General features: G+C 72.3%; 17 protein-coding genes. 5 read left to right on the plus strand and 12 right to left on the minus strand.

Going from position 1 to position 19648, the window contains the following annotated elements; all coding sequences use genetic code 11:
- Positions 1-14: 14 nt before the first annotated feature.
- The 7 genes from ABZY44_RS06260 to ABZY44_RS06290 form a co-directional block, all read right to left on the minus strand.
- Positions 15-1292, minus strand: a complete 1278-nt coding sequence (locus tag ABZY44_RS06260) for a hypothetical protein (protein ID WP_356650432.1) — start codon at positions 1290-1292, stop codon at positions 15-17.
- Positions 1293-1401: 109 nt separating this feature from the next.
- Positions 1402-2529, minus strand: a complete 1128-nt coding sequence (locus ABZY44_RS06265) for a phosphoribosylglycinamide synthetase (RefSeq protein ID WP_356650434.1) — start codon at positions 2527-2529, stop codon at positions 1402-1404.
- Positions 2526-2738 (minus strand): hypothetical protein, encoded by a 213-nt coding sequence (locus ABZY44_RS06270; RefSeq protein WP_356650436.1) that lies wholly within the window; start codon positions 2736-2738, stop codon positions 2526-2528. Before ABZY44_RS06270 ends, ABZY44_RS06265 begins: the two co-directional genes overlap by 4 nt.
- 13 nt (positions 2739-2751) lie before the next feature.
- Complete coding sequence (locus ABZY44_RS06275) at positions 2752-3387, minus strand: NADPH-dependent FMN reductase (RefSeq protein WP_356650438.1); 636 nt, start codon at positions 3385-3387, stop codon at positions 2752-2754.
- Between the two features lie 211 nt (positions 3388-3598).
- Complete coding sequence (locus ABZY44_RS06280) at positions 3599-4666, minus strand: Zn-dependent alcohol dehydrogenase (RefSeq protein WP_356650440.1); 1068 nt, start codon at positions 4664-4666, stop codon at positions 3599-3601.
- Positions 4663-5928 carry an acyl-CoA dehydrogenase family protein gene (locus ABZY44_RS06285; RefSeq protein ID WP_356650442.1) on the minus strand — a complete coding sequence of 422 codons (1266 nt, stop codon included), beginning with the start codon at positions 5926-5928 and terminating at the stop codon, positions 4663-4665. The genes ABZY44_RS06280 and ABZY44_RS06285 overlap by 4 nt, the downstream gene beginning before the upstream one ends.
- Before the next feature lie 119 nt (positions 5929-6047).
- Positions 6048-6968 (minus strand): SDR family NAD(P)-dependent oxidoreductase, encoded by a 921-nt coding sequence (locus ABZY44_RS06290; RefSeq protein ID WP_356650444.1) that lies wholly within the window; start codon positions 6966-6968, stop codon positions 6048-6050.
- Positions 6969-7088: 120 nt separating this feature from the next.
- Between ABZY44_RS06290 and ABZY44_RS06295 the strand changes: the two genes are divergently transcribed.
- The 3 genes from ABZY44_RS06295 (at position 7089) to ABZY44_RS06305 (ending at position 11046) form a co-directional block, all read left to right on the plus strand.
- Positions 7089-8015 carry a cyclase family protein gene (locus tag ABZY44_RS06295; protein ID WP_356650583.1) on the plus strand — a complete coding sequence of 309 codons (927 nt, stop codon included), beginning with the start codon at positions 7089-7091 and terminating at the stop codon, positions 8013-8015.
- Between the two features lie 588 nt (positions 8016-8603).
- Positions 8604-9782 carry a cytochrome P450 gene (locus ABZY44_RS06300; protein ID WP_356650446.1) on the plus strand — a complete coding sequence of 393 codons (1179 nt, stop codon included), beginning with the start codon at positions 8604-8606 and terminating at the stop codon, positions 9780-9782.
- Positions 9775-11046 (plus strand): cytochrome P450, encoded by a 1272-nt coding sequence (locus ABZY44_RS06305; RefSeq protein ID WP_356650448.1) that lies wholly within the window; start codon positions 9775-9777, stop codon positions 11044-11046. The genes ABZY44_RS06300 and ABZY44_RS06305 overlap by 8 nt, the downstream gene beginning before the upstream one ends.
- Positions 11047-11234: 188 nt before the next feature.
- Here ABZY44_RS06305 and ABZY44_RS06310 read toward each other — a convergent pair whose 3' ends face one another.
- The 4 genes from ABZY44_RS06310 to ABZY44_RS06325 form a co-directional block, all read right to left on the minus strand.
- A complete protein-coding gene (locus tag ABZY44_RS06310; protein ID WP_356650450.1) occupies positions 11235-11780 on the minus strand; it encodes an ATP-binding protein in 546 nt (181 codons plus the stop codon).
- 320 nt (positions 11781-12100) lie between these two features.
- The gene (locus ABZY44_RS06315; protein WP_356650452.1) at positions 12101-13039 is read right to left on the minus strand and encodes an acyl-CoA dehydrogenase family protein; all 939 of its coding nucleotides are present in this window, start codon (positions 13037-13039) and stop codon (positions 12101-12103) included.
- Between the two features lie 7 nt (positions 13040-13046).
- On the minus strand, positions 13047-14210 hold the full coding sequence (locus ABZY44_RS06320) for an acyl-CoA dehydrogenase (protein ID WP_356650454.1): 1164 nt from the start codon (positions 14208-14210) through the stop codon (positions 13047-13049).
- Between the two features lie 5 nt (positions 14211-14215).
- Positions 14216-15424 carry an amidohydrolase family protein gene (locus ABZY44_RS06325; RefSeq protein ID WP_356650456.1) on the minus strand — a complete coding sequence of 403 codons (1209 nt, stop codon included), beginning with the start codon at positions 15422-15424 and terminating at the stop codon, positions 14216-14218.
- 198 nt (positions 15425-15622) lie between these two features.
- Here ABZY44_RS06325 and ABZY44_RS06330 point away from each other — a divergent pair, with 198 nt between their 5' ends.
- Complete coding sequence (locus tag ABZY44_RS06330; protein WP_356650458.1) at positions 15623-17173, plus strand: AMP-binding protein; 1551 nt, start codon at positions 15623-15625, stop codon at positions 17171-17173.
- On the opposite strand, the gene ABZY44_RS06335 is transcribed toward ABZY44_RS06330, so the two are convergent.
- Positions 17170-18408, minus strand: coding sequence for a methyltransferase domain-containing protein (locus ABZY44_RS06335; protein ID WP_356650460.1), 1239 nt, complete (start codon positions 18406-18408; stop codon positions 17170-17172). The two genes, ABZY44_RS06330 and ABZY44_RS06335, sit on opposite strands and share 4 nt — an antisense overlap.
- A gap of 478 nt (positions 18409-18886) precedes the next feature.
- On the opposite strand from ABZY44_RS06335, the gene ABZY44_RS06340 reads away from it, so the two are divergent.
- Positions 18887-19642, plus strand: a complete 756-nt coding sequence (locus ABZY44_RS06340) for a DUF6879 family protein (RefSeq protein WP_356650462.1) — start codon at positions 18887-18889, stop codon at positions 19640-19642.
- The last annotated feature ends 6 nt before the right edge of the window (positions 19643-19648 follow it).

The raw sequence follows: 19648 nt of genomic DNA on the forward strand, positions 1-19648 counted from the left end.
TGGCCGACAATGCGTCAACCCACCACGATCTCTGTCTCAAAATGTCCCCCCAAAGCCCGCAGACGTTTCTCGCATTCCGACCGAGTAGGGGCCGAAAGCACCGCAACCGCAAGGAAATCGCAGGCGTCGACGGGATCCCCGATCACCTCTCCCGGTTCCGCGAAGACTCCGTAGAACTCGACCCACGGCTCCTCGGGTGTGGTGGGAATTGCGCGGACCGTTCCCATCCGTTTCCTCATCAGGACCTGGCCCGCCATGCGGACCGGTTCCAGCCGCCCGCCCGACCGCGCGCGGGCCTCCACCGCCGGCAGCCGCAGGCCCACGTGGGCGCGCGCCGCCAGCTCCACCGGATGCACCCCGAAGACCGCGCCCAGCACGTCCTGGACGCGGCCGCCCGCGGGCCGGGCCGTGATCTCGCAGAGCACCAGCCGGTCGTCGGGCGTGTGGAACACCTTCGCGTGGAAGGCGTGGTCCGCGGGCCCTTCCAGCGCCCCGAGGGCATCCTCGACCAGCGTCAGCAGCCGCGGGGTCAGCGGGTCGGAGGGGTCCAGGGTGAGGTCCACGAGCGCCCCGCCGCCGCTCCGGAAGGAACCCGGGTCGTCCGCGTACCGCGAGGGCCAGGCCATCACCGTGCGGCCGCCCGCCACCACCCCGTCCACGTGACAGGTCCGGCCCGCCACGAACGCCTCCACCAGCAGGTCCTCGCGCGGCCCGGCGGCGGGTGCGAAGGCCTCGGCGAGGTACCGCTCCAGTTCCTCCCCGGTCCGCACGATCCGCGGGCCGGCCGGCCCGGCCGGGCCCGTGCCGGAGCCGGGGCCGTCGAGGTCCGTGAAGAGCAGCGGCAGGCCGTGCACGGCCCCGAAGGCCCGCACCTCGGCCGCGGTCCCCGCCGGCGCGTGCGGGGCGACCTCGAGGCCCGCCGCCGCCAGCTTCCGCTTCATCAGGACCCTGTCCCTGAACGACGCCAGTCCGGCGGGCAGCTGGCCCGGCAGGCCGAACTTCTCGCGGAGCGCGGCGGCACGGTGCAGATCGGCCTCGTGGTGGGCGATGACGTGTGTGACCTGGTATTCGTAGGCCAGATCCCGGGCCAGCCGGTCGACGAGCTCCCCGTCCTCGAAGGTGTCGACGATCTCCAGGTGCCGGTAGCCGCCGAGGCCGGTCGGCAGCTGCTCGCCGCCCGCCGCGATGGCGTCGCGGGCCGCGATCATGACCACGCCGCCGTCGAAGTCCGACAGCCACCGGTCGTACGGGAACGGATCGAGCGGGAACCGGTGCAGGACGAGCGCGGTCATGCCGGCACGACCGGCGCCTGGCCCGAGGCCGGGGCCCGGCCTGCGGGGGTGCCGCCCCAGCCGGTGTCTTCGGCCATCGGCAGGGCATCGGCGGGCACGTTGTTCGTGGTCATCGCAGGGCCTCCTTCTGGGCGGGGGTGGATGTGGCGCTGCGCGAGGAGGGGTGGGCCGCGGGGGTCCGCCCGACGGTGCCCGCCCCCACGCGCAGGGGAGCCCGGTCGCCGCCGAGGCGGGTCCGGCACTCCCGGATGCGCGGTCCGGTCCTGGTGAGGACCACTTCTGTGTGCGCGGGGCCGAACTCGTGGCCGGCGAGGTCGAGCAGGGCGGCGACGGTGGCGCGGATCGCACCCTCCTCGACCTCCCCGAGCGGTGCCGGGCCGGCGACGGACTCGGTCGTTACGGTGGTTCCTGTGATTCCTGTGGGCTCGATCGGTACGGCCGGCCCGGTCGTCCCGCCCGTTCCTGCCGTGCCTGCCGTTCCCGCCGTGCCGCCCTCGGTCGGCGCACAGGTGGAGCAGGTGGCGCCGTACGGGCCGCCGAGCGCCTCCTTGGCGGTGATCCCGGCGACCAGGTGCATGCCGTCGACGGTCAGGGTCTCGACGCTGAACTCCGGGCCTTCGAGGAAGTCCTCCACCGTGAAGGGCCCTTCGAGCGCGGCGGCTCCGGCGGACCCGGCCGGCTCCGCCCACCGTGCGAGGTCGGCGTCCGTACGGACCAGGGCGACCCCCTGCCCGGCGGGCGAGTTGACCGGGGTGACGACGGCCGGCAGGCCGAACTCCCTGAGGAGCAGGCCGACTTCACCATACGTCGCGGCTTCCCGGACGCGAACGACGGAAACGCCGTTGCGGTTGAGCAGCCGGCTCATCGCGTTCCGGTCGTTGAGCAGCCGGACGGACTCCGCGCCCCTCCCCGACCGGCCCAGCGCCTTCGCCTCGGCCTCGGCCCCGGCTCCGGCGGGCACCGGGGCCGGGCCTGCGCCGCCGCCCAGGTGAAGGACGTGCTGAACGTGGTGCTCTTCGGCCATCCGGGCCACCAGGGCGAGCAGCGCGGCCTCGTCGTCGAAGTCGGCCAGGGCCAGCTCCTCGGAATGGGCCGCGACCAGGTCGAGGTAGGCGGCCGGGCGCAGCTTGGGATCCCAGATCGACCAGACCCGGAAGCCCGCTTCCACGGCCTTGCGGACGAGTTCCTCGTACGGCATCACCATCAGCAGCCGGCCCGTACAGCTGGGGCCGGTCACGACGCGCTTCCGGCGGTGGTCTGCGGCATGTCGGGATTCCTCCGGGAAGCGGCGGCCACGGGCCGGGGGTCGCGGCGGGCGTACCAGGAGACGGCCCGCGCGGTCGTGCGCACGACGCGCAGGCGCAGGCGCAGCCGCCGACCCGCGGCCTCGCGGCCGCCGCGCACCGGCGGACCGTCCGTCTCCGCCACCACCGTCACCACCGTCACGTCCCGTTTCCTCTCAGACGAGCACTGCGACGCGATGGCCGACCGCGTCGGCGGCGTCGACCCCGTCCGCGGCCTCGGGCTCGTCCACGGCGTCGAGTTCGGCGAATTCGGCGAGCGCGGCCAGGACCAGGCCCTCGAGCCGGGCCACGAGCTCCGGATCGGTGTAGCGGCCGTCCTCGACGGCCAGGGACCCCGTACCGCCCACGGCGACCGGCTCGCGTTCGACGACCCGCGCGCCACAGCGGCCGAGTACGCCGATCAGCCCGGGCTGGGCGTCGATCGCACCGCGCGCGCCGGGGGAGGCGCTGGTCACGGCCGTCACCTTGCCGGCCAGCGGGCTCGCCCCGCAGCCCGCCCGGGAGAGCCAGTCCAGCGCGTTCTTCAGCACGCCGGGCATCTCGCCGTTGTACGAGGGGGTGCTGATGAAGAGCACGTCCGCCCCGGCGACCGCCTTCTTGGCGTCGCGCACGGCCGGCGAGCCGCCGGCCCGTTCCAGGGAGGTCTCGTAGAACGGCAGGTCCGCGATGGGGAGCCACTCGGCCTCGTGGGCGCCGGGCAGACCCGCCAGGAGGTGCCGCACGGTCGCCAGTACGGTGCCGTTCACCGACTCCCGGCTCGTACTTCCGGATACCAGGACGAACTTGGCCATGAGACCCCCATCTCTCCCGGCCGCCCGGTCGGCAGCCCTTCTCCTGACAGAGACTCCCTCCCGCCGTTCCCGAACCCCTCCCGCTCCGTTCCCGCCACCGGCCACCGGCCACGGGCCACGGGCGGACGGACGGGGGCACACGGAAGCGGGGTCCCGGCCGTGGAACGGCCGGGACCCCGCCCGCACGCGGACCGCCCTGACGCCGGCCGTCTCAGAAGGTGAGCACCCCGCGCGCCACCCGCCCGTGGTGCGCGTCGTCCACGGCCTTGGCGAAGTCCTCGACCGGGTAGACCTCCGTCACCAGCTCGTCCAGCAGGAGCTTGCCCTGCCGGTAGAGCTCGGCGTAGAGCGCGATGTCCCGCTGCGGGCGCGAGGAACCGTACCGGCATCCCATGATCGCCTTGTCCAGGTACAGGGACGAGACCTGGAAGGAGGCCTCCTGCGTGAAGCCGGGCACGCCGAGCAGGATCGCCTGTCCGTGCCGGTCCAGCAGGTCGATGGCCTGCCGGATCAGCTTGACGTTGCCCACGCACTCGAAGGCGTGGTCCGCGCCGGTCGGCAGGATCTCCTTCACGGCCGCCGAGGAGTCGGGCACGGCCGAGGCGTCGATGAAGTGCGTGGCGCCGAACCGGCGGGCCACCGCCTCCTTCGCCGGGTTGGCGTCCACGGCCACGATGGTCGTCGCGCCCGCGATCCGGGCGCCCTGGAGCACGTTCAGCCCGATGCCGCCCGTGCCGATGACGACCACCGTCTCGCCCCGGTCCACCTTCGCCCGGTTCAGTACGGCGCCCACGCCCGTCAGCACCCCGCAGCCGATCAGCGCCGCCGAGGCCGGCGGAATGTCCCGGGGGATCTTCACCGCCTGGACGGCCTTGACGACGGTCCGCTCGGCGAAGGCGGAGTTGGAGGCGAACTGGAAGACCGGTTCCCCGCCCCGGGAGAACGGCTGTCCCGGCCTGCCGATCGCCTTGCGGCACATGGTCGGCCGCCCGCGGTCGCAGTCGGCGCAGGCCCCGCAGTTGGCGAGCGTGGAGAGGGAGACGTGGTCCCCGGGTGCCACGTGCGTCACGCCGGACCCGATCGCCTCGACCACACCCGCGCCCTCGTGCCCGAGCACCACCGGCGGCGGGAACGGGATCGTCCCGTCGATCACCGACAGGTCGCTGTGGCACAGCCCGGCCGCGGAGATCGCCACCAGCACCTCGCCCGGCCCCGGATCACGAACCTCCAGGTCGTCGACCACCTGGGCCTGCTTGCCGTCGAACACGACGCCTCTCACCTGGACTCCTTAGGCAGGCCGAGCACGCGCTCGGCGATGATGTTGCGCTGGATCTCGTCCGAGCCGCCGTAGATCGTGTCGGCGCGGGTGAACAGGAACAGCCGCTGCTCCTCGTCGAGTCCGAGTTCGTACGGGGTGTCCCGCGCCCAGTCGCCCGGCCCGGCCGTGGCGGCCGCGCCCCGGACCGCCACCGCCAGCTCGCCGAGCCGCCGGTGCCAGCCGCCCCAGAGCAGCTTCGCCACGCTCGGCGCGCCCTGATCCCCGCCGCCCGCGTTCCCGGACGGGTGCGCGGACGGGTGCGCGGACGGACCCGGGGGCGGAGCCGGGGACCCCAGGGTCCGCAGCGCGTTCCACCGCATCGTGCGCAACTCGGCCCACTGCCGTACGAGGCGTTCGCGCAGCACCGGATCACCCGCGCCCGCGCCCACGTAGGAGGCGACCACCCGTTCCAGTTCGGCCGCGAAGCCGATCTGCTGGACGAGCGTGGAGACGCCCCGCTCCAGCGCGAGCAGCCCCATGGCCACGGTCCAGCCGTTTCCCTCCCCGCCCACGACCTCGGCGGCGACGGCTCCGTCGAAGAACACCTCGTTGAACTCGGAGGTCCCCGACATCTGCCGGATCGGCCGGACCTCGACCTTCCCCGGCTGGTCCATCCGTACGAGGAGGAAGGACAGTCCCCGGTGGCGCTTCGCGCCGGGCTCCGTGCGGGCCAGGACGAAGCACCAGTCGGCGTCCCGCGCGAGGGAGGTCCAGATCTTCTGCCCGGTGACGCGCAGCAGCCCGTCCGCCCGATCCGCCACCGCCGTGGTGCGGATGCCCGCGAGGTCGGATCCCGCGCCGGGTTCGGAGTACCCCTGGCACCACAGTTCCTCGCCGCGGGCGATGGCGGGGAGGAAGCGGGCCCGCTGCTCCGGGGAGCCGTAGGCGATCAGTGTCGGCGCGAGGAGGTTCTCGCCGATGTGGCCGACCCGGGCCGGGGCCCGCGCGGCGGCGTACTCCTCCGCCCACACCACCTGTCCGGTCAGGGAGAGCCGCCGGTTCCCGTACCCGTCGCCGGTCCCCTCCGTCTCCCAGCCCTGGCCGATCCAGCCGCCGCGCCCCAGCTCGCGCTCCCACGCGCGCCGGACCTCCACCCCCTCGTGCTCGCTGCCGGGCCCGCCGAGGCCCACGGCCTGCGCATACGGGCCCACGAGGTGCTCGGCGAGCCACGACCGGGCGCGGCCGCGCAGCTCCTCGTCCTCCTCGCCGAAGCTGAAGTCCATGTCCTGTGGCTCCCCTGTCCTCGATTTCCCCGCCCCCGGCCGCGCGGGCCCTGTCCGGATCCACGCGGGCCCGAGGCTCTGGGCCCCGGGCCGGGCCGCGTGGACCGCCCGGCCGGGGCCTACGCGTTGGGGCGGTCCTTGGCGGCGGCCGCCCTGGCCATGGCCTCCAGCTGCACGAGCATCGGCATCGGGTCGGTGCCCACCGTCCCGGGCAGGAAGTCGGCGATCTTCTCGGGGGTCCAGGAGCCCTCGGCGTAGCCGGCGCGCAGTTCGCGCGGCTGGGCCCACACGGCGATCTTCGGGCCGGCGATCGTGTAGACCTGCCCGGTGATCCTCTCGCCCCCGACGGCGACGGCCTTGTCGGAGAGCAGGTAGGTGACGAGCGCCGCCACGTCCTCGGGCTCGCCGATCTCCTTGAGCTCCATGGGCACGTTGGCCGACATCCGGGTCCGGGCGACGGGCGCGACGGCGTTGGCGGTGACCCCGTACTTGGCCAGGCCGAGCGCGGCGGAGCGGACGAGGGAGATGATCCCGCCCTTGGCCGCGCTGTAGTTGGCCTGGGCGACGGAGCCCTGGTGGTTGCCGCTGGTGAAGCCGATCAGCGTGCCCGCGCCCTGCCTGCGCATGACGGCGGAGGCGGCCCGGAAGACGGTGAAGGTGCCCTTGAGGTGGGTGGCGACCACGGGGTCCCACTCCTCCTCGGACATGTTGAAGAGCATCCGCTCGCGCAGGATGCCCGCCACGCACACGACGCCGTCGATGCGCCCGTACCGGGCGAGCGCGGTGTCGACGATGCGCTGCCCGCCCGCCATCGTCGAGATGTCGTCGGCGACGGCGACCGCCTCGCCGCCCGCCGCGACGATCTCCTTCACCACGGCTTCGGCGATCTCGCTGGTCGGTTCCCCGCCCTCGATGCCGACTCCGTAGTCGTTGACGACGACCTTGGCGCCCTCGGCGGCCGCGGCGAGTGCCACGGCCCGTCCGATGCCCCGGCCGGCGCCCGTGACGGCGACGACCTTGCCTGCCAAGAAGTTCCCCACGTCCGGCCCCTTTCCGCAATTTCTGACGGACCGTTAGATTCTATGGGCAGTCAGCCGCAGGAACACAAGCCCTAGTTCACGTAGGGAACGTCTCTCTCATGCGAGGAGCTGATGGGATCCATGGGCATGCCCGCCGCGTTCCAGGACATCGCCAAACGCGTCAACAACTGGGGCCGCTGGGGCGCCGACGACGAGATCGGCACGCTGAACCTCGTCACCGACGAGGTCGTACGGGCGGCCGCGGCCGAGATCCGCACCGGCCGCCGCATCCCGCTGGCCCTCCCCCTCAAGGAGGACGGGGTGCAGTCCGGCATGATCCCCGGCCGCGTCAACCCGCTGCACACGATGGTGCAGATCAACCAGGAGCTCTTCGGTCCGGGCACGGTGGCGTGCAGCGACGACGCCGTGACCTTCGGACTCCAGGCCGGGACGCACTGGGACGCACTCACGCACGTCTCGCACTCGGGGAAGATCTACAACGGCCGCCCGGCCGGCACGATCACCGCGCACGGGCGCGCCGAGTTCAGCGGCATCGACAAGGCCGGCCCCATCGTCTCGCGCGGCGTACTGCTGGACGTGGCCCGCACCAAGGGCCTGGACCGGCTCCCCGGCGGCCACGCGGTGACTCCGGAGGACCTCGCGGAGGCGGAGGATTTCGGCGGCGTCACCGTCCGCGCGGGCGACATCGTGCTGGTCCGCACCGGCCAGGTCCAGGTGTACCTGGCCGGTGACAAGCACGGATACGGTTATCCCTCGCCCGGTCTGTCCGTCCGCACGCCCGAGTGGTTCCACGCCCGGGACGTGGCGGCCGTCGCGAACGACACCCTGACCTTCGAGGTCTTCCCGCCGGAGATCGAGGGCCTGTGGCTTCCGGTGCACGCGCTGCACCTCGTCGAGATGGGCATGCACCAGGGCCAGAACTGGAACCTCGAAAAGTTGTCCACAGCCTGTGCAGAAGAATCCCGCTTCTCCTTCCTCCTCTCCGCCATGCCCGAACCCTTCGTGGGCGCGGTGGGCACCCCGGTCGCCCCGGTGGCCGTCCTCTGACCAGTTATTGGCCGGATCTCGCCCCCTTGACACGGCGCCCACGACGGCGGCCGCGTCTGCGCGGCCACGTCACGGCGGACCGCGCGGGGGAGATCCTCACCGCGCGGGGCCTGGGCATCAGGGGTCGGACGGAGGCCGCGGCGGGGTGCGTCCGGCCCTAACGGGCGGGCTCCAAGTGGAGGTTCAGGCCGTGCGGTTGGTTGCCTTCGATCCGGACAGCCCGCCCGAACCAGAATCGTTGACAACCCCCGCCACCTGCCTATTCACTCCTTGCATCAACCACGCATCGAAGTGGCCGCCATCACAAATGACGGTGAACTTCGGTGTCTGGACGGCCAGTTGATGCGCAACAGCGCACAGGAATGGAGGGGAACAGCCATGTCGAAGATGATTCTTGCGACCCTGCGCAGCGTCCCGGTCTGCCGCGAGCTCGGCTTCGTCAAGAAGAGCGAGCCGAGCCTGAAGCAGAGCGCTTGGTACTTCTGGTACTAGGCCGGTAGATCCACGCACCGGGCCCGTACCCGGCAGAGCCGATCGACCCTCCGGCCCTGCCGTGTACGGGCCCTTCGCATTCCCCCGGAGCCCCTGATGACCACGCCCACCGCCTCGCCCGAGCCCCGACCCGGTTCGCACGGTTCGCACCCCAGCACGCGCCGCGCCACCGTCTTCGCCCCGCGCCTGCAGGCGCTCCTGGACGACCACCTCGGCAAGGACCTCGTTCGCCTGGAGCCCGACACCATCGGCATCGCGGGCGCCGAACTCTCCCACCGGATCCTCGCCGCCCGCAAGGCCACCGAGACCGAACGGCCGACCTTCAAGCCGCTGCACGGCCGGTCGATCGACAAGCCCGAGGCCGCGTCCGTGATGCGCACCATCGGCAAGGACGTCCGCAGGGCCCTGGACCAGCCGATACCCGAGGACAAGGACCTCTCCGGGCCGTGGCCCCTCACCGGTCACCTGTTCCTGCGGGACCTGCTCCTGCGCGAGGACCCGTACCGGCTGCGGATCCTGATGTCCCGGAAGCTGGAGATCGATCCCAAGCTGACCTGGACCACGATCGTCGCCGGCGCCCTGCTGCCGCGGCGGCCGGAGCCGGGCCCGCACCTGACGCACATCGCGAACCTCTTCGCCGAGGCCGGCGGCTATCACGACCGCCGGTACGCCATGGGCATGTACCGGCGTGCGGCGGCGCCCGTGTGCTTCACCATCTCCACACTCGTCGCGAACGCGCTGTGGCTCGGCTCCCCCTTCGACGACGGGGTCTCGAACCGCAACATCCTCTACGAGGCCATGCGGCTCCTGCCCCCGTCCTGGAACCTGCTGCGCAACCGCGGCCCCGAGTACCCGCTCGTCGACTCCCGCATCGGGCCCGGCGACGACCTGCTGATGCTGCCGCTGCTCAGCCACCGCGACCCGGCGCTGTGGGAGGACCCGCAGGCGTTCCGGCCCGAGCGCTGGGACGCGCTCGACCCGGACGACACCCCCGGCTACATGCCCTTCGGCCACGTCAGCGAGCGCTGCTGGGGCCGGCACATGGTCATGCCGCTCGCGGAGAAGCTGCTCGACCACATCCGCGGCACGGGGCTCGTCGTGGCCCCCGGGCAGCTCACCGCCGAGGTGCCGCTCGTCGGCCTCCTCGGCGTGAAGACCGTCCACGTGGGCCGCGCGGGCCGGACGGCCCACGCGAACCGGTCGAGCAGCGCGAGCAGCGCGAACAGCGCGAACCGGGCCGGCGCACGCGACAAGGAGCAGGTGCACCATGGCTGACCGCACGGCCCGCGGCGCGGCCGACCGGCAGGACGTCACCGTCCTCGAGGAGTCCTGGCAGGACCACGCCCACGAGCTCTACCGCGGCTGGCGCGAGACCGGCGGCATCCGCTACGTCCGCTACCCCGGCCCCGGCGCCGTCGAAGGCTGGGTCGTCACCGGGCACGCGGAGGCGAAGGCACTGCTGGTCGACCCGCGGCTGTCGAAGAACCAGGCGGTGCAGCGGTTCGGACAGCAGGTCGGGCTCACGCAGGGTCCGGGCGCGGCGATGTTCTCGCACATGCTCAACTCCGACCCGCCCGACCACACCCGGTTGCGGAGCCTGGTGCAGAAGGCGTTCACCGCGCGCCGCACCGCCGGCCTGCGGCCCATGATCGAGAAGCACGTGGACGGGCTCCTCGACGCCCTGGAGGCGGAGGGCCCGCGCGGCGGGGGCCGAGGCGGTGGCGGGACGGCCGGCGAGGCGGAGCTGATCTCGCAGTTCGCGCTGCCGCTGCCCGTCGCGGTCGTGTTCGACCTGTTCGGCGCCTCCGACACGGACCACGAGATCCTGCAGATCCGGGGCAACAGCCTCGGTGGCGGCCAGGGCGACGGCGAGGTCTCCGTCTTCACGGCGGAGAGCATGCTGGCCTACCTGCGCGCCCTGATCGCCCTCAAGCGCGAGCACCCGGACGAGGACGGGCTCCTGTCCGCCCTGTTCGCGGCGCGGGAGGAGGACGGCGACGCGCTGACCGAGGACGAGATCACCTCGATGGCCTTCCTCCTCTTCGTCGCCGGCCACCAGACCACGGTCAACCTGCTCGCCAACGGGATCCACGCGCTGCTCGCCCACCCGGAGCAGCTCGCCGCCCTACGCGCCGACCGGACGCTGGTGCACGGCGCGGTCGAAGAGGCCCTGCGGTACGAGTCCCCGTCCGGCCTGGCCTCGTTCCGCTACGCCACCACGACCATCGAGGTGAACGGGGCGACGATCCGCGAGGGCGACTTCGTACAGATCTGCCTGCTCGGCGCCGACCGGGACCCGGCCGTGTTCGCCGACCCCGACACCTTCGACATCCGGCGGCCCGACGCGGCCCGGCACCTCGCCTTCGGCCACGGCATCCACCACTGCCTCGGCGCTCCCCTGGCCCGCCTCCAGGCCGAGATCGCGCTGACGCGGCTGCTGGACCGCTTCCCCGGGCTCCGGCCGCACGAGGAGCACGAGGCCCGCTGGCAGTCCAACCCTCGCCACCGGGGACTGCTCAGCCTGCCCGTGCACCTCTGACGGGCAGGGCGGGCAGGACAGGGACACGCTGTGGGTGGCGGCGGCGCGCGTGCACGCCCCGAGCGCGGCACGGCGGCCGCCACCCCACGACCCGCACTCGTCAAGGCAGGACTGAACCCTTGGCGTCCCCTCGCGACGAATCGTTCAACACAAGAGTGATCAACAGGTGACGAACCGTCAACACCTCGTTAGAGGTACAAGCGCGGTTCCCGGGCCGAGCCCCGGATCGGATCACGGTGCGCGCCGCTCGCCGGAGCATGCGTCGGGGCGTGCGTCGGGCCGTGCGTCGGGGCGTGCGTCGGCTCCTGGATGTCCGGTCCGTCCGAAGCCCGGTCCGCCGCGGCCTTCTCCGCCCGGTCGACCTCGCACCAGATCCGCTTGCCCGCGCCCTCGGGCTGCCAGCCCCAGCGGTCCGCCAGACCGTCCACCAGTTCCAGACCGCGCCCGCCCGTGTCGTCCCCGGCGGCCTGCCGGCGGGCCGGCGCCCGGTCGCTCGCGTCGGCGACCTCGACGCGGACCCCCGGTTCACCGAACAGCATGCGCAGCACGGCCGGGCAGCCGGTGTGCACGACGGCATTGGTGACCAGCTCGGAGATCAGCAGGATCAGCGTCTCGGCGAGGGGCTCGTCCTCCCCTATGCCCGAGCCCGCCAGCCGCGAACGGGCCCACCGGCGCGCCCGGCCGACCTCGGCGGGATCCGGTCCTACCTCCAGCTGCACCTGAAGCACCTGCACCGCTCACACCATCCGAACCGGCGGACACTTCGCCTCGCGACAGGACGGGGTCACCGACCGTGACCCCCTTGCGGAGCAGCATGGTTGACGTTCCGTCACCACGACAAGCGCTTCGGGCATATTCCAGCGCGAAGGAGTAGGCATGGTGCATACTGTGCGGCGCTCGCGCCGCTCAACCGCTCGCATTCCCGGGAGCGTACCGGAGCCACCCCCCGCGACCGGGCCGCAATGAGGAGGGCGAAGGACACAAACCGATATCAACTCTCTGTAATCGGACATGCGTCCCGCGCCGTCCCTCCCGTGCCCGCCGTCACAGCGAGCTACTCCACGCCCGCTTCCGGCAGCCCGGCCCCGAGGAGCTCCGCCGCCAGCGCCTCCTCCGCCCGCGCCGCGGTACGCCACTGCTCCGCCCGCACCCACGCCCGTTTCAGGTGCAGGTGCACGTCGGCCTCCCAGGTGAAGCCCATCCCGCCGTGCACCTGGAGGCAGTCCCGGGCGCCCCGCACCGCCGCCTCGTCGGCCAGCAGCTTCGCCCCGGCCACCTCCCCCGGGTCGCCCGTCACCGCGGCCGCGTAGAGCGCCGTACGGGCCACCTCGGCCCGCACCAGCATCTGCGCGCACAGGTGCTTGACCGCCTGGAACGCCCCGATCGGCTGCCCGAACTGCTCGCGCTCCCTGGCGTGGCCCACCGCCAGCTCGAGCGTGCGCAGCGCGCTGCCGAGCTGGAGCGCCGCCGTCAGCAGCGCGCCCTCGTCGCGGTACGCGTCGGCCGCCTCGGACGCCCCGGCCGACGCGGGGTCCCGTGCGCGGACCCGGGACAGCGGCGTGAGCGGATCCGCCGGCCGCACCGCCTCCCCGGCGGGCACGGCCGCGGCGCCGAGCACCGCGTCCGACTCCCCGAGGTGGGTCACCCAGGGGCCTTCCAGGTCGAAGGCCGTCACCACCGCCGTGCCCTGCGCGGCCCCCGGCACCGACCCGGCGGCCAGGTGGGTGGCGACCAGCGGACCCGGCAGCAGCGCCCGCCCGGCCTCCTCGAAGACGAGGACCGCCTCCGGCATGCCGAGCCCTACCCCGCCCTGCTCCTCGGGGAGCCGCAGCGCGAAGAATCCGGCCTCGCCCAGCTCCCGCCACAGCGCCCGGTCCACGCACGCCCCGCCGTCGGCCGCGGCGCGCAGCGCCTCGCGCCCGTACCGGCCCGCCAGGAGGTCCCGTACGCCCGCCCGCAGGTCCCGCTGGTCCTGCGTCGGCTGGAAGTCCACGGAACGCTCACCTGCCCTTCGGAAGGCCGAGGATCCGCTCGGCGACGATGTTCTGCTGGATCTGCGAGGTGCCGGCCGCGATCGTGTACGAGAGGGAGGAGAGCCGGTCCAGGGCCCATTCCTCGTCCAGCGAGAGCGCTGCGGCCCCGAGCACCTCGGCGGCCGTGTCGTACAGCTCCTGGCGCGCGTGCGAGTACGCCAGTTTGAAGACGCTGCCGCCGATGCCCGGGACGCCGCCCGAGCGTTCGGACTCGCTGACGTTCCACTGGGTGAGCCGCCACAGCGCGCCGAACTCGCCGTACAGCCGGCCGAGGCGGCGGCGCAGGACCGGGTCGTCCCAGCGTCCGTTCGCCTTCGCGGTGCGCGCGAGCTCGCCCAGGGTCCGCCGGCAGGCGACGACCTCGCCCACGAAGGCGGTGCCGCGTTCGAAGGACAGGGTCACCATGGTGACCCGCCAGCCGTCGTTCTCCTCCCCGACCCGGTGGGCGACCGGGACCCGCACCTCGTCGAGGAACATCTCCGCGAACTCCGTGGACCCGGCCAGGGTCCGCAGCGGCCGGACGGTCACCCCCGGCGCGTCCATGGGCATGGCCAGCCAGCTGATCCCGCGGTGCTTGGGCACGGTCGCGCTGACGGGTTCCGTGCGCACCAGGAGCTCGCACCAGTCGGCCACCTCCGCGTGCGAGGTCCAGATCTTCGACCCGGTGATCACGTACTCGTCGCCGTCGCGGACGGCCCGGGTGCGCAGCGAGGCCAGGTCGGAGCCGGCGTCCGGCTCGCTGAACCCCTGGCACCACACCTCGTCGCCGCGCAGCACGGGCGGCAGCCAGCGCGCCCGCTGCCCGGCGGTGCCCTCGGCGGCGATGGTCGGGCCGGCGTGCAGCAGCCCGACGAAGTTCGCGCCCACGTACGGGGCGCCCGCGCGCTCGGTCTCCTCCAGGAAGATCAGGTGCTGCGTCGGGGTGGCCCCGCGCCCGCCCGCGTCGACCGGCCAGTGCAGCCCCGCGTACCCGGCGTCGTACAGCCTGCGCTGCCAGCCCGTGTCATGGGCGCGGCGGCCCGGCCAGTCGTCGGGCGAGGGTTTCGCCGGGAGCTCGGGGAGCACCTTGGCGAGCCAGGCGCGCAGCCGGGCCCGGAACTCCTGCTCCTCCTCGGTGTAGGTGAGGTCCACCGCGCCTACCGCCCCGTCCGCCGGTCCTTGTCGAGGTCGAGACCGAGCATGCGGATGGCGTTGCCGCGCATCAGCTTGTAGACGGTCTCCTCGTCGAGTCCCTTGACGTGGTCGAGGGCGACCTCCTTGGTGTGCGGGAAGGTCGAGTCGACGTGCGGGTAGTCGGTCTCGAAGGTGGCGTTGTCGCGGCCGACGACGTCCAGCGAGGCGATGCCGTGCTTGTCGCGGAAGAAGCAGCAGAACATCTGCCGGTAGTAGTACGCGGACGGCGGCTCGGGGATCAGGTCCTTGACCCCGCCCCAGGCGCGGTGCTCCTGCCACACGTCGTCGGCGCGCTCCAGTGCGTACGGGATCCAGCCCATCTGGCCCTCGCTGTAGGCCAGTTTCAGCGTCGGGAACTTGACCAGGACCCCGCTGAAGAGGAAGTCCATCATCGAGGCCATGGCGTTGTTGAAGCTCAGCGAGGCCTGAACGGCGGGCGGCGCGTCGGGGGACGCGGCGGGCATCTGGGAGCTGGAGCCGATGTGCATGTTGACGACGGTGCCGGTCTCCTGGCAGACGGCGAAGAAGGGGTCCCAGTACCCGGAGTGGATGGACGGCAGTCCCAGGTGGGTCGGGATCTCGGAGAAGGTCACGGCCCGCACCCCGCGCGCGGCGTTGCGCCGGATCTCCGCGACGGCCAGGCCGATGTCCCACAGCGGGATGATGCACAGGGGGATGAGCCGGCCGCCGCTGTCGCCGCACCACTCCTCGACCATCCAGTCGTTGTAGGCGCGCACGCAGGCCAGGGCGACCTCCTTGTCGTGGGCTTCGGCGAAGGTCTGCCCGCAGAAGCGGGGGAAGGTCGGGAAGCACAGGGAGGCCTCGACGTGGTTCAGGTCCATGTCGAGGAGCCGCGCCTTGGGGTCCCAGCAGCCGCGGCGCATCTCCTCGCGGGTGATGCCCTCCAGGGTCATCTCGTCCCGGTCGAAGCCGACGGCGGCGATGTTGCGCTTGTACGGGAACTTCAGGTCCTCGTAGATCCACCAGTCGGTGGGCGGACCGTCCGGGTCCATCGTGATCACGTACTTGCCGCCGGTGTAGGCGAGTTCGCCGATGCCGGCGGTGAGTGCCTTGGGTCCCCGGTCGCGGTACCTGGCCGGGAGCCAGACGTCGAAGAGGTGGGCGGGCTCGATGACGTGGTCGTCGACGCTGATGATCCGAGGCAGTTCCATGGTGTCCCCTCGCCGCATGCCGAATGGTTCCGTTGATCGCGCTGATTCCGGTGCACCCCGCGTAAATCTGATGGTGCGTCAGAAATCTCGATCCAAGCTAGCCCCGTCACCCCTGGACCGACAAGCGTCCGCGCTCTACGCTCTGCCCTTGATCTGACTCACCGTCAGGTCTTGTCGGCCAGGGGAGGTCGGTCCGGGATGACGGACAACACCGCAGTCGAGCTCGGCCGGTCCCGGACCCTGTGGGAGCTCGTCGCCCGCCGGGCCGCGCTGACCCCCGACGCCCCCGTCCTCGTCGAGGCGGCCGCGAACCCGGTGGACGACCGCCGGCTCACCTTCGGGGAACTGCGGGACCGCTCGGAGCGGGTCGCGGCCGGCCTGTACGACAGGGGCGTGCGCCCCGGGACGGTCGTCGCCTGGCAGCTCCCCACCCGTATCGAGACCGTCCTGCTCTCGGTCGCCCTCGCCCGCATCGGCGCCGTCCAGACCCCCGTCATCCCCTTCTACCGGGACCGCGAGGTCGGCTTCGCGCTGCGCGAGTCCAAGGCGGAGTTCTTCGCCGTCCCCGGCGTCTGGCGCGGCTTCGACCACACCGCCATGGCCGAACGCCTCGGCGCGCGCGGCGTCTTCGAGGCCTACGCGTCCCTCCCCGACGGAGACCCCGCGGTGCTGCCCCCACCCCCCGGGGACGGCGTCTCGGTCCGCTGGATCTACTGGACCTCGGGCACCACCTCGGACCCCAAGGGCGTCCTGCACACGGACCGCTCCCTCATCGCGGGCGGCTCCTGCCTGGCCCACGCCCTGCACCTCACGCCCGCCGACGTCGGCTCGATGGCCTTCCCCTTCGCCCACATCGCCGGGCCCGACTACACGGTCATGCTGCTGCTCTACGGGTTCCCGGCAGTCCTCTTCGAGAAGTTCGCGATGCCCGACGCCCTCGACGGCTACCGCCGCCACGGCGTCACGGTCGCCGGCGGCTCCACGGCCTTCTACTCGATGTTCCTCACCGAGCAGCGCAAGGACCCCGCGACCAGGCTCATCCCGACCCTGCGCCTCCTGGCCGGCGGAGGCGCCCCCAAGCCCCCGGAGATCTACCACGCCGTCGTCCGCGAACTGGGCTGCCAGCTCACCCACGGCTACGGCATGACCGAGGTCCCGATGATCACCATGGGCGCCCCGGACGACACCGCCGAGAACCTGGCCACCACCGAGGGCCGCCCCCCGGCGGGCATGTCCATCCGCATCACCACCCCCGAGGGGACCGTCCTGCCCCCCGGCACCGACGGGGAGGTCCGCCTGCGCGGCGAGGCCGTCTGCCAGGGCTACCTCAACCGGGAGGAGGACACGGGGGTCTTCGACCCCGACGGCTACCTGGTCACGGGCGACCTCGGCCACCTCACCGCGGACGGCTACCTGGTCCTGACGGGCCGCAGCAAGGACGTCATCATCCGCAAGGGCGAGAACATCTCGGCCAAGGAGATCGAGGACCTGCTGCACCGGCTCCCCGCGATAGCCGACGTGGCGGTCATCGGCCTCCCCGACCCGGAACGCGGCGAACGCGTCTGCGCCGTGGTCGAACAGCCCGCGGGAGCCGCCCCGCTGACCCTGGCCGACCTGACGGACCACCTGCGCGCCGAGGGCCTCTCCCCCCACAAGCTCCCGGAACAGCTGGAACTGGTGGACGCCCTGCCGCGCAACGACGCCCTGCGCAAGGTCCTCAAGTACAAACTCCGCGAACGCTACGCCTAGCGCGGTGAGCGGCCCAACCGACGGCCGGGCTCGTCCAGCCACGCGTACTGTCCGTCCCGGTCGACCGTGACACCGAAGCGGGTGAGGTGCGGGCGCCCCCGCACCTCGTACCACGTGTAGGCCCCCGTCACCTCCGCCCAGAGGTCGCGGGGTCCCCAGGAGCGCACCGCGCCCTCCTCCCACCAGTCGGCGTAGCGGACGATCGTGGCCGACGTGCCGGCCGCGTCGACGAACTGGACCTGCCGGGAGCCGCCGTCCCCCCGGTGGGAGAAGGAAACGTCCGGAACCTGGAGGCCGATCGCGAAGTCCTGGAGATGGCCGAGCCCCAGCACCTGCGCGGGATCGATCGGCGACCTCCGGCCGGTCGGCCCGTCCGGCACCTCGAGGCGCACGTCCGGCCGCTCCGAGCGGATCCACATGTACGAGGCCTCGCCGACGAACCGGCCCTCTGCCTTCGCGCCCGTCCCGTCCACCCGCAGCCGCAGCAGCCCGGCATTGCTGTACGCCGTCCCGAACGGCGTCAGGATCACACCGTTGCGCCGGGACTGCTCGATCCAGGCGTACGGCACGCGCCGCACGGCCGCCGTGCTGATGACACGGTCGAACGGACCCCGACCGGGAGCACCCCGCAGACCGTCCGCGACGATCAGTTCCGGCGCGTAGCCCGCGGCCGCGAGTCGGGAGGCGCCGGAGCGGGCCACCTCCGCGTCGACCTCGACGGCCACCACCCGGCCCGCTCCGACGCGCTCACACAGCAGGGCGGTGTGATAGCCGGAGCCGTAGCCGATCTCCAGCACGCGGGCGCGCGGCTCCAGGTCCAGGCGCTGGAGCTTGCGCAGGACGATGTCGGGAGCGGAGACGGACGACGTGAACTGGCCGGCGCCCGTCCCGCCGGCACCGTCGCCGCCGCCGTCGTCGAGCTGCGTGATCACGGCGCGGTGCGGGTCCCATACCGCGCGGCGCCAGACGTCCGGCTCCTCCGCGCGGTCGACGGAGGTCCAGCGCCCCTCCGCGTCCAGGACGTCGAGCCACACCGCCGCCGGAACGAAGGCCTCCCGGTCGACCGCGTCGAAAGCCTGCGCCAGCCACGGCTCGCGCAGCAGCCCCGCGGTCACGAGGGCCGCACGGCAGACCGCCCGGTTCACTTCTTCCCCGGCGGCGGGGAAGCCGGCGGGGCGGACGGCTGCGCGGGCCGGCTCCCGTCCGGACTGGAGGGCGGGGACGGCGGCGTCCACGGCTTGTCCTGCGGAGGCCCGGCGTGCTTGCCGTCCCTGGCCTTCTCCGCTCGCGCAGTGACTGGTTCGAGATGCGCGCCGAGGTCGGAAGAACCCTTGCTCGCACCGTGTGGGTGCTGTCGCATCTCGACATTGCAGTCCGTCGCCCCGCTCCGGTCCCGGAGCGTGCGGTACTCCGTGCGCTGCTCATCCAAGGCTGCACACACATCGCAGCCGGGGAAGGGCAGGGCATCCGGCCTCGGGAAGGGGTCGGACTGGGAGACCTGCTCCCACAACTTCTTGCTGGTGACGGCCACGTCGCACCATCCGTTCCCTCGAGCTCCATCGCGCTGATGGACGGAACCGTAGAGAAGGACGGGCGTGCCGCACGGAGACTATTCCCGACTATTCTCACGCTTCGCCCGGCTATGCCTCGACTTTCCCGGAGGGCAGCCGTCACTCTTGCGGCAGGTCCTTCCGTAGGAGAGGTGGTTTCCGAGTGACGGCACGAAGGTTACGTTTCAACGGCACGGGCAGCGGCGGCACAGGATGCCCTTCGGTTCATGAAGACCTGGACAGCCGCGAGGTGATCGTTCACGGTCCGCCACTGACGAACCCGCAGGACATCGCTCAGCTCCAGCACCTGTCCGAGGGGGAGGTGGCAGTGATCGTCCCGAGGGAGCTACTGGTGGACTACGCACCGAAGGACGTGACCCGTAGGGCGCGGATCATCGACCTGGACGATTTCGGTGATCTCTTCCGAACGTTCAAGCACACGGCCTGGCGACTGGAGACGCGAACCCGCTACGCCAGCGACGAAAGTACCGCCACCTACCGCCAGTTCGTCGAATCGGGTGCTGCCCGGTGGAACCCGGAGGACCCGTACTGCGAGCTGATCCGTACGCAGACCGCGCAGGGCAAGCGTGTCGAGCGGGTACGCATCGTGGACAACCCTCCCACTCCGGGGCAGCTGTATCTTTTCGACAATGCCAAGCGAAACAGCGCGCTCGGCGAGGACATCAGGAATCTCTGGCGCAGGGACGCAGACGTTCTGCAACTTCCACACGAGGACTACTGGTTGTCCGACTCGCGGATCGTCGCGGTTCTGAACTTCGACGAGGATGATCAGCTCCTGGACGTCGAGCTGATCACGGAGCCGGCCGAGGTCGTCCAGAGGTCCCTCGTACGCGACGCGGCGTGGCACCATGCCGTTCCGTACGAGACGTTCGTGGCGGGACTCTCCGCAGGCAAGTAGTCAGAT

The organism is Streptomyces sp. NPDC006544 (assembly GCF_040611715.1).
Classification (GTDB): domain Bacteria; phylum Actinomycetota; class Actinomycetes; order Streptomycetales; family Streptomycetaceae; genus Streptomyces.

Excerpts from the sequence above, each read along its gene's own strand:
- ABZY44_RS06260 (WP_356650432.1), bottom strand. The coding sequence starts at position 1,292 with ATGACCGCGCTCGTCCTGCACCGGTTCCCGCTCGATCCGTTCCCGTAC.
- ABZY44_RS06275 (WP_356650438.1), bottom strand. The coding sequence starts at position 3,387 with ATGGCCAAGTTCGTCCTGGTATCCGGAAGTACGAGCCGGGAGTCGGTG.
- ABZY44_RS06305 (WP_356650448.1), top strand. The coding sequence starts at position 9,775 with ATGGCTGACCGCACGGCCCGCGGCGCGGCCGACCGGCAGGACGTCACC.
- ABZY44_RS06295 (WP_356650583.1), top strand. The coding sequence starts at position 7,089 with ATGGGCATGCCCGCCGCGTTCCAGGACATCGCCAAACGCGTCAACAAC.
- ABZY44_RS06285 (WP_356650442.1), bottom strand. The coding sequence starts at position 5,928 with ATGGACTTCAGCTTCGGCGAGGAGGACGAGGAGCTGCGCGGCCGCGCC.
- ABZY44_RS06330 (WP_356650458.1), top strand. The coding sequence starts at position 15,623 with ATGACGGACAACACCGCAGTCGAGCTCGGCCGGTCCCGGACCCTGTGG.
- ABZY44_RS06325 (WP_356650456.1), bottom strand. The coding sequence starts at position 15,424 with ATGGAACTGCCTCGGATCATCAGCGTCGACGACCACGTCATCGAGCCC.
- ABZY44_RS06300 (WP_356650446.1), top strand. The coding sequence starts at position 8,604 with ATGACCACGCCCACCGCCTCGCCCGAGCCCCGACCCGGTTCGCACGGT.